Annotated in this window: 12 protein-coding genes; 6 read left to right on the top strand and 6 right to left on the bottom strand. The window is 62.0% G+C overall.

What is annotated here, in order from left to right; translation table 11 throughout:
* Position 1 precedes the first annotated feature (1 nt).
* The 3 genes from fabF to TRD_RS02430 form a co-directional block, all read right to left on the bottom strand.
* Positions 2-1378, bottom strand: coding sequence for a beta-ketoacyl-ACP synthase II (gene fabF, locus TRD_RS02440; protein ID WP_012641931.1), 1377 nt, complete (start codon positions 1376-1378; stop codon positions 2-4).
* Positions 1379-1449: 71 nt separating this feature from the next.
* On the bottom strand, positions 1450-2541 hold the full coding sequence (apbC, locus tag TRD_RS02435; RefSeq protein WP_012641930.1) for an iron-sulfur cluster carrier protein ApbC: 1092 nt from the start codon (positions 2539-2541) through the stop codon (positions 1450-1452).
* A gap of 74 nt (positions 2542-2615) precedes the next feature.
* Positions 2616-3845, bottom strand: a complete 1230-nt coding sequence (locus TRD_RS02430) for a hypothetical protein (RefSeq protein WP_012641929.1) — start codon at positions 3843-3845, stop codon at positions 2616-2618.
* Between the two features lie 71 nt (positions 3846-3916).
* Between TRD_RS02430 and TRD_RS02425 the strand changes: the two genes are divergently transcribed.
* Genes TRD_RS02425 through TRD_RS02405 form a run of 5 tightly spaced genes read left to right on the top strand, consistent with a single transcriptional unit; the run spans position 3917 to position 9553 of the window.
* Complete coding sequence (locus tag TRD_RS02425) at positions 3917-5371, top strand: bifunctional folylpolyglutamate synthase/dihydrofolate synthase (protein WP_012641928.1); 1455 nt, start codon at positions 3917-3919, stop codon at positions 5369-5371.
* 1 nt (position 5372) lies between these two features.
* Positions 5373-6542 (top strand): ABC transporter ATP-binding protein, encoded by a 1170-nt coding sequence (locus tag TRD_RS02420; protein ID WP_012641927.1) that lies wholly within the window; start codon positions 5373-5375, stop codon positions 6540-6542.
* A gap of 18 nt (positions 6543-6560) precedes the next feature.
* The gene (locus TRD_RS02415) at positions 6561-7475 is read left to right on the top strand and encodes an ABC transporter permease (protein ID WP_012641926.1); all 915 of its coding nucleotides are present in this window, start codon (positions 6561-6563) and stop codon (positions 7473-7475) included.
* Between the two features lie 5 nt (positions 7476-7480).
* Entirely contained in the window at positions 7481-8332 is an 852-nt protein-coding gene (locus TRD_RS02410) for an ABC transporter permease (protein ID WP_041436372.1), read from the top strand.
* Between the two features lie 15 nt (positions 8333-8347).
* Entirely contained in the window at positions 8348-9553 is a 1206-nt protein-coding gene (locus TRD_RS02405; RefSeq protein ID WP_012641924.1) for a polyamine ABC transporter substrate-binding protein, read from the top strand.
* A gap of 115 nt (positions 9554-9668) precedes the next feature.
* Here TRD_RS02405 and TRD_RS02400 read toward each other — a convergent pair whose 3' ends face one another.
* Positions 9669-10292, bottom strand: a complete 624-nt coding sequence (locus tag TRD_RS02400; protein ID WP_041435923.1) for an HD domain-containing protein — start codon at positions 10290-10292, stop codon at positions 9669-9671.
* Positions 10293-10310: 18 nt separating this feature from the next.
* Complete coding sequence (locus TRD_RS02395) at positions 10311-10823, bottom strand: hypothetical protein (protein ID WP_012641922.1); 513 nt, start codon at positions 10821-10823, stop codon at positions 10311-10313.
* An 87-nt stretch (positions 10824-10910) separates the two neighbouring features.
* Here TRD_RS02395 and TRD_RS02390 point away from each other — a divergent pair, with 87 nt between their 5' ends.
* Positions 10911-11537, top strand: coding sequence for a class I SAM-dependent methyltransferase (locus TRD_RS02390; RefSeq protein WP_012641921.1), 627 nt, complete (start codon positions 10911-10913; stop codon positions 11535-11537).
* Here the strand turns inward: TRD_RS02390 and TRD_RS02385 are convergent.
* Positions 11532-12416 (bottom strand): sulfurtransferase, encoded by an 885-nt coding sequence (locus TRD_RS02385; RefSeq protein WP_226980711.1) that lies wholly within the window; start codon positions 12414-12416, stop codon positions 11532-11534. The genes TRD_RS02390 and TRD_RS02385 overlap by 6 nt on opposite strands.
* Between the last annotated feature and the right edge of the window lie 21 nt (positions 12417-12437).

Genomic DNA, 12437 nt, shown 5'->3' with positions numbered 1-12437 from the left:
CCTACTCCAAACGCAGAGAGCTCGGCTCGCTCTGTTCCGGCCCTCTCGCTCCATCCCACGCCGCGAAGACCAGGCAGCAATTCTGCCCACCGAGACCGAACGAATTCTTCAAGGCGACCCGTATCGTGTGCCGACGCGGCCCCTCCGGCACATAATCGAGATCGCACTCCGGGTCAGGATACCGGTAGTTCCGCGTCGGATGCACGATGGCATCACGGATGCTCAGGATGGTGACGATCGATTCGACCGCACCAGCCGCACCCATCAAGTGCCCGATCATCGATTTCGTCGAACTGATCGGAATGCGATAGGCCCGTTCCCCGAAGACCGCCTTGATCGCCTGCGTCTCTGCCCGATCACCGAGCGGCGTGGACGCCGCGTGCGCATTGATGTAATCGACGTCTTCCGGGCCGACGCACGCATCGGCCAGCGCAGCCCGAATCGCCCGCGCTGCCCCACTTCCCTCTGGATCAGGCGCGATCGGATGGTATCCATCGTTGCTCGAGGCATAGCCGAGGAGCTCGGCATAGATACGAGCACCGCGTGCCTGCGCGTGCTCGAGCGCCTCCAGCACCACGATGCCAGCACCCTCTCCGACCACGAAGCCGTGACGCTCCGCATCGAACGGCCGGCTGGCCTCTTCCGGACGATCGTTCCAGGTGGAGGCAGCCCGTTGCACGGCGAAACTCGCGATGAAGAGCGGAAAGACGCAGTATTCGGTTCCCCCCGCCAGCGCGATATCCGCCGCGCCGTTCCTGATCATCTCCGCGGCTTCCCCGATCGCCTGGGCACCGGTCGCGCAGGCAGTCGAAACCGTCAGGCTCGGACCGAGGAAACGGAACGCTTGCGCCAAATGATACGCCGGCATGTTGTGTGGGAATATCGTCATGAAGTGCGGCGAGATTCGCAGAAGGCCTCGGCGCTGGGCCAGTTCATGTGTCTCCAAGATCGTCGCCATGCCTCCAGCACCGGTACCGATCACGACGGCTGCCCGGGCTGGATCGATCGCTCCACTATCCAAACCGGCATCCCGCCATGCTTGACCCGCCGCCTCCAACGCATACTGACTGAACATGGCCATCTGCCGCGCGGTCTTGGCATCGACCCAGTCGCCGAGCACGAAACCGCGCACCTCGCCGGCGATCTGCACTGGCAGATCGCTCGGATCGAATCGCTCGATCCGCTGGATTCCCGACTCCCCACGCAAGATCCGCTGCCACGTTTCTTCCACGCTCAAGCCCAGCGGCGTCACTGCCCCCAAGCCGGTAATGACCACGCGTCGCCGCCCACCAGAGGCTTCCGCGGTGCGAGCCCGCCCGCACCACGGGCAGTAACGAGCCCCCTTGGGCACTTCACCACCACACCACCGGCAGCGCATACCCTTCCTCCTCCTGGCGAGCGATCCTAGCATCTCTAGGCGATGCGCGGCAGGAGCAGTATCCCGATCCCTCACCGTTTGGGTTGCAGCATCATCACCGGCTTGCGCGGCTTTTTCACGGCTTCCACCGAGAGACGCGCTGCTGCCTGACGAGCCGCCTCCCGGAAGGCCTGGGCAGTCGACGAACCAGGCTGGCCGACGACGACCGGCACGCCGCGATCGCCACCCTCCCGGACAGCCGGATCGATCGGAATCTGACCCAAGAGGGGCACTCCATACTTGTTCGCTACCCGCTCGCCGCCACCCGAGCCGAAAATTTCCGCGACATGGCCGCAATGCGGGCAGACGAAGTAGCTCATGTTCTCGACGATACCGAGAACCGGAGTTTTGACCTCGCGGAACATCTGAAGACCTTTGATCGCATCGGCGAGAGCGACATCCTGCGGTGTGGTCACGATAATCGCACCGGACAACGGAATCGTCTGCACCAGTGTCAACTGCACGTCCCCCGTGCCCGGTGGAAGGTCAATGACCAGATAATCGAGATCACCCCACTGCACGTCGCTCAAGAACTGGCGGATGAGTTGCGAAACCAGTGGCCCGCGCCAGATCAGTGCCTTCTCCGGATCCAGAATGTATCCGACAGACATCACGGCGATACCGTAAGCACGACCGGGAATGATCTTGTTGTCGACCAGCCCTGGCTGCTCCTCCGCTCCGAGCATGAGCGGAATGCTGGGACCATAGACATCGGCATCCAAGAGGCCGACTGTCGCTCCTTCTTGAGCCAGTGCGACCGCCAGATTGACCGCGACCGTCGACTTGCCGACGCCTCCCTTCCCACTCGCCACTGCGATCGTGTTCTTCACCCCGGGTATGGGCTGACGATCCGGTAGACCGGTTCCCGCCGCGCGTACGCGCGACGAAAACCCAACTTCGACCGTCTGCACACCAGGGAGCGCACGCACCGCGCGTTCGACGTCCTCCCTGATGCGCTCGCGCAAGGGGCACGCTGGGGTCGTCAATTCCACCTGAACGCGGACGCTCGCTCCCTCGATGGTCACCTCTTTGATCATGCCAAGGTCGACCAGGCTCCGATGCAGTTCCGGGTCCTGGACAGGACGCAGGGCTTCGAGCACTCGTTCGCGTGTCAGCTCGCTCATCCTTCGGGTTCTCCCATCCGTGCCATTTGGCACTTTCCTTTCGCAACCGTCATGTATCGTAACACGTCAGATCCCTACAGGGCGCGGCGGCTCCGCCTCAGCGAAAGGATTCGCGCGTGCCAAGCGAAGAGGAGGACAGTCGTCGCTCCGATGAGCCCGGCAGCTGCACCAGCCCACCGAGCTGCCTCTCCCGGCGCGAGCGCAGCCCCGATCCGCAGGCTCGCTGTCATGAGGACTGATCCCAGGATGACCCAGCCAGGCCACGTTGCCCCCGTGCGCTCACCAGCGAAAACAGCGAGGAGCAACGGGCCGACGGCGGTGATCAACACCATCAGGTAGCCGACGCCGACTAAATGCCACTCGAGAGCTGGTGCTGACAGAACGCCACGAAAAGTCGCGCCGAGAAGCAGAAGAGCGTCGGCACCCAACGCTGTGTACGCAAGTGCTGCCAGCCAGGCGTAAGGATCCTGCCACAGCGAACGTTTCGCCGCCGGACGAACCTGTCGCGGTTCGAGCAACCGCAGAGCGACGATCGCTCCCACTAGCCCCGCTCCCTGCAAGGCGCATCCGAAGCGTACCCCATAAGACCATTCCGCGACGAACGCGCCGACACGCCACCACAGTCCGCCCGTCGTGATCATGAGTGCCCAAGCCAGATACCGCCGATGAGGAACGCGCGTCCAGAAATACAGGGGGAACAGGCGCCCGGTCATGGCCAACGCGATCGGGACAGCCGCACCGTAGAATCCGACAAGCACGCTGACGACCCGCCCGCTCGAGCAGATGCCCACCATCGCGCACAGATCGGCCGCGAGTCCCATCGGCAACGCCACGACGGCCACGATGACGCCGACGGCGAGAGCAGGATCACGTGCCTTACCAGCGAGTGGCGCTTGCACAACCGAGCGAGTGAGGTCCCATCCTGCCTGGACGAAGGCGACGAACTCCAGTCCGCCTCCCACAAGAGCCAGCCGAGGTCGATCGAGGATCGATCCGAACACGCGGAGCAGGAGACCGCTGAACAGGAACATTCCGACGAGCCACGGGACACCACGTTGCGGGCGGCCCCAAAGCCGCGGCAAGAACCAGCAGGCAACGCCGATCGTCAACGCGAGCACGAACCCGTACAGTTGGCCATGGCCGTGCAGAGAGACGAGCTGAGCTATCCTACTCGGCGAAATCGCGAAGAGAGGGGCGGCGAACACGAGTGTACCGGCAACGAACCCGAAACCAACAGCGCTGCCGATCGCACCGAGAGCGAAGAACCGCCAGGCTGGAAAGTCTCTTCCCTCGCGAAACGTCATACTTCAGGTTGCACCGGCTGCGAGAATCGTCGGACGAGCCACATCCAGTCTAACCGGAGGAGTCGGATCCGATGAGCGAGGCGTCCGTGCCCGACGCACGTTATCGATGGGCGACCGGGTACCTCCGGGCACTCATTCAAGCTCCACCCGGTCCCCCTCCTGGGACCCCGCCAGAGATCGTCCGCCTGCGGGCCCAACGCCGATTGGAACGACTGCGTGACTTCCTCGCCTACCTCGGCAACCCGCATCGGGTCTATCCCGTCATCCACATCACTGGCACCTCGGGCAAAGGTTCGACCGCTGCCTTCATCGCCAATATCCTGCATGTTGCTGGATACCGCACAGGCCTGCACACTTCTCCATACTTGCAGGTAGAAACGGAGAAGCTCCAGATCGCAGGACAACTCATCGCACCGGAGCGATTCGCTGAGGAGGTCGCCATACTGGACCAAGCGGTTCGCTCGTGGATCGCCCGAGGTGGTCAACCGCTCACCTACGGCGAATTTTGGACTGCGCTCGTCTTTCAGACTTTGCGATCGGAGCGGGTGGATGTCGCCGTGATCGAAGTCAGCGTCGGAGGACGCTTCGACCTCACCAATGTCGTCCTGCCGGAAGTCGCGGTGATTACCACCGTGGGGCTCGACCACGTCCGCACGCTCGGCCCGACAATCCGTGACATCGCCTGGCACAAGGCAGGTATCATCAAGCCGGGTCGTCCCGCCATCACCGGAGTCACTGATCCCGAGTTGCTCGCCATCATCGCCGCGGAAGCCGACGCTGTCGGCGCATCCCTCACGGTCGTGCGCGAAGGCAGCGATTATTGGGTCACCTCGACCGGTCTCGGCACAACACTCACTGACCTCCGCACTGGGCACACCTTTCCGATCGGCTTATTAGGATCGTATCAAGCTCGCAATGCGGCACTGGCCATCGCTGCCATCCGCACGTTCGCCGATCGTATCGGAGGACGGATCGATGACGAAACGATCGCACGCGGCTTGGTGACCACCCGCTTCCCGGGGCGCTTCGAGATCATCCAGGAGACACCCCTCGTCATTCTCGATGGTGCGCATAACCCGCAAAAAATGGCGGCTTTGCTCGAAGCGCTGGACGCATTGTCCGTGCAGGGGCGTCGACTAGCTCTCTTCGGCGTCCTGGAAGGACACGATGCGCTGACGATGGCCACGATGCTGGCAAAAAGTGTCGACATGGTGGTGCTCACCACCCCACGAGCATTCTTACGAACTGCTGCCGATCCGGTCGAACTCGCAGCGGCCTGTCAGGCGCAAGGGACACACGCGGTCACCGTCGATGATCCAGCTGAGGCGCTCGCCCTGGTCCTCGAAATGGCACAGCCGAACGATCTCATCGTGGTCACTGGCTCGCTCTACCTGGTCGGGCACGTCCGTGAGCACTGGTATCCGAGTTCGCTCATCGTCACGCAGCGAACCTGCTGGCCGATTCGCCGATCGATCGCGATTCAGGGAGCCGAAAGCGCTTGTCGACAGCAACACGGTTCGGTATAGAATGACCATGACGCCGACAATCCTGGCGATCGAGACAGTATGCGCGAGCGGCATGGGAGGGATGGAACCGTTGGAGCGCCCGATCGACGTCGAACTTCTCGATGTCACCAAGGTTTTCGAGAATGGCGTGGTCGCAGTCGATAGGGTTTCGCTCCAGATCTATCAGGGAGAGTTTTTCTCCCTGTTGGGTCCTTCGGGCTGCGGAAAAACGACCACGCTACGCATGATCGCAGGGTTCGAGCATCCGAGCGCGGGCGAGGTACTCATCGAGGGCCGCCGGATGGGTCATACGCCCCCGTTCCGGCGTAACGTGAACACCGTTTTCCAGAACTATGCGCTCTTTCCCCACATGACGGTCTTCGACAATGTGGCCTTCGGCTTACGTATGAAGCGCATTCCGCGCGACGAAATCGCCCGTCGAGTTCGCGAAGCACTCCACCTGGTCCGCTTGAGCGGTATGGAGGAGCGGTATCCGCGGCAGCTCTCCGGTGGACAACAACAGCGCGTGGCCTTGGCCCGAGCCCTGGTGAACCGGCCGCGTGTCCTCTTGCTGGACGAGCCACTCGGAGCGCTCGATCTGAAGCTGCGCAAAGAAATGCAACTGGAACTCAAACACCTCCAGATGACCGTCGGTATCACCTTCATTTATGTCACGCACGATCAAGAAGAAGCGCTCACCATGTCGGACCGTATCGCGGTGATGAATGCCGGACGCGTTCTGCAAGTGGGAACACCGATGGAGATTTACGAGCGACCAGCCTCGCGGTTCGTCGCCGACTTCATCGGCGAATCGAATTTCCTTCGTGGGACTGTCCAGGCTGCGAGTTCGGCCGCGGCCACCGTTGTCATCGCTGATCGTTTTCCCGTCGAGGTTCCGGCTGATCGCCAGCTCACAGTCGGCCAGCAAGTCACCGTTGCCGTTCGCCCCGAGAAGGTTCGGCTCGTTCCCATCGAGGCTCCGGGGACCAACGGGCTCCTGCACGGGCGAATCGAAGAAGTGATTTACATCGGAACCGATACGTTTTACGTCGTCCGGGTGAGCGATGACACGACGATCCGCGTCCGCAGTCAGAACGACCGCAACCGCTTGGACGGGGGACTGCTCCTTCCCGTCGGGACTCCCGTATCGCTCACTTGGGCGACCGATGCGGCACGGATCCTCACCGAGTAGCGCGAGAGGAACGCCAAGATGAGCGCCATCGACCGTGTACGAGTCCAAGAGCGTTCCCTCGGCTGGCACGAGCGCGCCAGTGAGCGGATCCGGCAAAGCGAAAGAGTGCGCGCTCTCTTCCTCGCCGGGCCAGGCGGTTTGTGGCTCCTCCTGTTCTTCTTGTTACCGACAGCCATCGTGTTCGCCTACAGTTTCGCTCGCCGCGGCCCCTATGGAGCGGTAGCCTGGGCTTTCACGCTGGAGAACTACGCGCGCTTGTTCGACTGGCTGTACATTCGAGTCTTTCTCATGTCGGTTTGGCTCGCCTTGCTCACCACGGTCATTTGTCTCGTCATCGGTTATCCCTTCGCCTTCGTCATCGCCCGGAGTCCACGCCGCTGGCGCAACGCACTCCTCGTCCTCGTCCTGATCCCGTTCTGGACGAACTTTCTGGTGCGCACCTATGCCATCATGCTCCTCTTGCGCGCTGACGGGCTCATCAACAACGCGCTGCAGTGGCTGGGGCTGATCGATCGTCCTCTCTCTCTGCTCTTCACCCCCTTCGCCGTCGTGCTCGGTCTCGTCTACGGCTATCTTCCCTTCATGATCCTACCGATCTATGCATCGATCGAGAAGTTCGACTTCACGCTGGTCGAGGCTGCACAGGATCTCGGTGCGAATGCGTGGCACGTCTTCTGGCGCGTCCTGCTTCCTCTTACGCTTCCTGGTGTTCTCGCTGGCTCGATTCTCGTCTTCATTCCGTCAGTCGGTGCCTTCGTGACCCCTGACTTGCTCGGGGGCGGCAAGGTAGTCATGATCGCCAATCTGATCAATCAGCAGTTCCTGACCGTGCGACACTGGCCCTTCGGTTCAGCGATTTCGTTCGTCTTGATGGCGATCGTTCTCGCAGCGACCATGCTCTACTTCCGAATCGGGGAGACGCGGCGGATATGAGTTCGATGGCAACGGCACGACCAGCGACGACGATGCGGAGCAAACGCCGTTTTTCTTTCGGGTGGGCAGTGCTCAATCTCAATGTATTACTAACTTTCATTTTCTTGTACGCCCCCATCATCGTGATGTCGATCTTCAGCTTCAATGCCTCCCGCCAGATGCAAGTCTGGATGGGTTTCACGCTCGATTGGTACGCGCGCATGATCGCTGACGAGCGGGTCCGAGTCGCCGCGCAGAACTCGTTGGTGATCGCTCTGGTCTCGACGATCGTCTCGACGGTGATCGGGACACTCAGCGCGCTTGCCTTGGAACGCACGCGTTTTCGCGTCAAGCGCATGTACGAAGCCGCGATGTATCTGCCGATCATCGTGCCCGAAATCGTGATGGCTATTGCCCTGCTGGTCTTCTTCAATCTGGCCTTTACCTGGCTGGACCAGTTCTTCGGTCTCAAGCTCAAGTTTGGTCTCGGGACGATCACGATCGCCCACATCGCCTTCTCTTTCCCCTTCGTCGCTGTCGTCGTGCGCGCCCGTCTGGCAGACTTTGATCGCACACTGGAACAGGCCGCTCAGGATCTCGGTGCGAACGAGTGGCAGACGTTCCGACACATCACGCTCCCGCTCCTCATGCCCGGCATCATCGCCGGAGCGTTGTTGGCGTTCACCCTCTCGATCGACGACTTCGTCATCACGTTCTTCACAGCCGGCGTGGGCTCGACGACGCTGCCGCTCGAGATCTACGGCCGAGTGCGGCGCGGTATCACGCCGGATGTCAATGCGCTGTCCACCGTGATGCTGCTTGCCTCCATCGTGCTCGTTTTAGGATCGCTCCTGTTCCAGCGTCGTCGGTCGTTCTGACATGAGGAGGAGACGATGAATCGACCGGAACTCATCCAGCGATGGATCCGCGATTGGCAGCAGGGTCGGCTCTCGCGCCGTGAACTCTTGCGGCGAGTGACACTGCTCGGCATGAGTTCGTTCGCGCTCGCCAACTTGCTCACTGCCTGCGCTCGATCGCAGCCGACGCCGACACCCGCGTCCACTGAGGCATCACCGCGCGTTGGGGCTGCAATCCCTGACTATATCGATCGCAGCAAGCTGGACAAGGAACTCAACTTCTACAACTGGTCGGAGTACATCGATCCGGACATCCTGACCGAGTTCCAAGAGACCTATGGCGTCAAGGTCACGATGGACACCTACGCTTCCAACGAGGATCTACTCGCCAAGCTCCAAGGTGGCGCGACGGGCTACGACGTTATCGTTCCCTCCGACTACATGGTCAGCATCATGATCAACCTCGGCCTCCTCGAGCCACTCGACTACTCTGTCATCAAGACGATCGCGAACATCGACCCCGAGAATCTGAAACCGTACTATGACCCCGACAACACCTATAGCGTGCCGTACATGTGGGGTACCTCCGGTTACAGCTACGATACCAGTGTGCTCGGCGAAGACCTCGCCAGCTGGAAAGAAGTGTTCGAACCACGACCCGAGGTGCGCGGCAAGGTGGTCATGTTGGATGACCAGCGCGAGGTGATCGGGGCCGCCCTCATGTATTTGGGCTACGAGATCAACGAGACCAGCGATGACGCACTCGCTAAAGCGAAGCAACTACTCCTCACGCAGAAGCCGTACGTGCTCGCCTATTCCAGCCAGAACAACGATGACTTGCTCGTCGCGGGCGAAGCACTGATCGCCCACATCTGGACCGGCGATGCGCTCATGAGCGAGCAAGAGAAGCCGACCCTCCGCTATGTCATCCCTACCGAAGGTTGCACGGTCTGGCAGGACAACCTTTGTGTTCCCAAGACGGCCCCGCACAAGTACACGGCGATGGTCTTCATCGACTTTCTCAACCGGCCCGACATCGCTGGGCGCAACGCCAACTACATCATGTACGGGAGCCCGAACAAAGCAGCCCGAGAGCAAGGCTATATCGACCAAGAAGTGCTCAACAATCCGGGTGTTTATCCGCCACCGGAGGTTTGGAAGCGACTTCAATGGATCAAGGACGTCGGTGAAGAGGGCGCTCTCAAGCTGGATCGTCTCTGGACAGAGATCAAGACGGGCTGAGCTCCGCGTGCCTTCTGGGTAGGAATGCGATTCACCCTCGCTGCTTCGGCATCCCTTTGTCTGTGCGGTCGCGACACGAGGGGCATCCTTCAAGGGAATGCCCCTCGTCTGTCCTCTAACCTTCCAACGCGGGTCGAGCTGCCTCGACCGGCCGCCGCTCCAGCCCCAACTCGTGAGCGATCTCCTTCATCGCGTCCAGCACGATGCGGATGTGTTCCTCGAGCGGAACCCCGAGCGCTGCTGCTGCCCGCTCGATCTCCTGGCGGTTCACCGCGGCAGCAAACTCCTTCGCCTTCCACTTCTTCTTGACGCTGGACACTTCCACGTCCAGGATGCTCTTGGTCGGGCGTACCAATGCCACTGCGACCAGAAACCCGGTCAGTTCGTCGACCGCGACCAGCGTCTTCTCGAGGAGGGACTCCGGTTCGACCCCAGTGACCTCGCTCGCATGCGCCAAGATCGCTCGGATGACCTCTTCCGGGTAACCGCGCTCTCGCAAGATGCGCGCACCGACGACCGGGTGCCCCTCCGTACTGATGTCCGGGTACCGCTCGTAGTCGAAATCATGCAGGATCCCGACCAACCCCCAAAGTTCCTCATTTTCACCGAACCGTCGGGCGTATGCCCGCATGGCCGCTTCCACCGCCCGCATGTGACGCAAAAGATGGGGCTGTGACGTAAACTCCCGCACCAGTTGCCATGCTTCCTCGCGCGTCGGTAGCGACCGTTCCACTCCCATGCCTCCCTCCCAAGACGCTCACTGCCGTCGCTGCCGAGCCTCGTCAGGCGAAATCAAGGCGCGCATCGCCCGGAACCAGGGGTTGCGGCGTCGCATTTCAGGAACGAAGAGGTTGGCCGCTGCACGACCGAGCAGTCGCCCAGCGATCGCGGCGACATCCGAACCGACAGCGCTTCCCGTTCGACTCCCAGCGGCTGTGCCCCCGCCGGCGGACCGCCGCGCGCTCACGCGAGCCGCACCTCGAATGAGCGCCTTCCGCCAGTCCGTTCGCGGCTCCAGATGACCTCCCCGCCGTTTCCAACGCCAGCGACTCACCAGCATGCCGAGAAACCCGCCCAGGATGGCGAGGATCGCGCCCGGGCTATTGGGGCGAGTCTCGACGAGATCGAGCCCACCGACGTCGGTCAGCCACAGGACTCCCGCGGTCGCCAAATAGCCGACGATCCAGGCCACGGTTTCGTTGAGGGCCTGTCCCCACCGCCGGGTCATCCGCCAGGAGAGGAGAAAGATCACCGGAACGATCAACCACATCGCACGCTCCGTTCCTCGATCCCTTCAAGACTACTGGTTCCGAGCGCTCTCGACCAGCTACACTGCTCGTGCGAGGACCAGGAAACGATGCACGACCAACGAACAGTGCGTGAACTGGCTCGGCAATACGACCGCCTCGCTGGCCAGTACGATGCGGCGATGGATCGCATCGAGCGCTGGTTATTAGGCGACTGGCGTGCCTGGGCGGCGCACCAAGCTATTGGGTGGACTCTCGAAATCGCCATCGGAACCGGTCGAACGCTGCCCTCCTATCGGCCAGGGATCGTCCTGGTCGGCATCGATGTCAGTCTCGGTATGCTGCGCGTTGCCCACCGTCGCGCCCGCGCGCACGGCCGTCCCGTGACACTCTTGCGTGCCGATGCGCAGGCCCTTCCACTGCGCGACGCCAGCGTCGACACGGTCCTCTCGATCCTCAGCCTCTGCACGATTCCGGATGTCCAACAAGCACTACGTGAGGCATACCGCGTGCTTCGACCTGGAGGACGCCTCATCCTCGTCGAGCATGTCCGCAGCGATCGGCGACTGCTGGGGCTGGCACAACGCCTGATCGAACCGCTCAGCGTGCGATTTGCTCACGATCATCTCGCCCGCGAACCACTTCCGATGGTCGTCGCAAACGGTTTTCAGGTACTCCAAGAGCAGCGACGACTCGCCGGGATCGTGCAGCGCATCCTGGCTGTCAAACCATCATGATTCCCGTCCGTCGCCATGCGGAAGCCCGAGCGCCCGCGGCAGATCGTCGCGGTTCCCCCACTCCGCCCAGCTTCCGACATAGACCCGAACGTGTCGGAACCCAGCCCGCGCCAGCGCCAGCGCAGCGTGCGCAGCACGCACACCTCCATGACAGTAGGTGATCACCGGTGTCGAGGTGGTCACACCGAGTTCTGCCAGCCCAGCTCGCACCTCTTCCGGAGGCCTGAACATCCGTAAGCCATCCCAATCGAGACTCCGTTGCCAGAACCAATGTCGCGCCCCAGGCACATGCCCACCGTGGCGAGCACGCACCTCCTCACCGGTGTATTCGCTCAGCCGCCGCACGTCGAGCACGACGCTCTTCCCAAACGCGAGAGCCTCCAGAACGTCGCGAGCATCAGCGACGAGTTCCGGGTGCACAGGTGTCGACGGCAAGTGGAAAGCAGCCCGAGGCCACACCGGCTCATCGGTCGCAGTGGATCGTCCCTCAGCCACCCACCGAGTCCAGCCCCCCTCCAGGATGCGCAGCCGGTCGGCTTTCCCGTAATAGGCAAGTGCAAGCCAGAGGCGGGCAACGAAGTGTCCACCCTCGTCGTCATAGCCAACGATGAGATGCTCGTCACCGATACCCAACTCACCCAGCCGGCCTGCTATATATTGTGACGGTGCGAGTCGGTACGCCACAGGGTCGTGCGGATCGACAGTCACCACTGTCCAATCGAGGTAACGGGCACCCGGAATATGGCCCTTGCGATACTCTTCGTACCCGTCCCGCCCATCGAAGTAATACCGGCAGTCGACGATACGAACCAGCGGGTTTCCGAGCCGCTCGGCCAGCCAACCCGTGTCGACGAAGTGTGCCGTCAGTCGCTCGCTCACCACGGATCTTCTTTCCCTCCT

Source organism: Thermomicrobium roseum DSM 5159 (assembly GCF_000021685.1).
Lineage (GTDB): Bacteria > Chloroflexota > Chloroflexia > Thermomicrobiales > Thermomicrobiaceae > Thermomicrobium > Thermomicrobium roseum.
The sequence above is the reverse complement of the archived record's forward strand: the minus strand, read 5'-3'. Positions and strand labels throughout refer to the sequence as shown.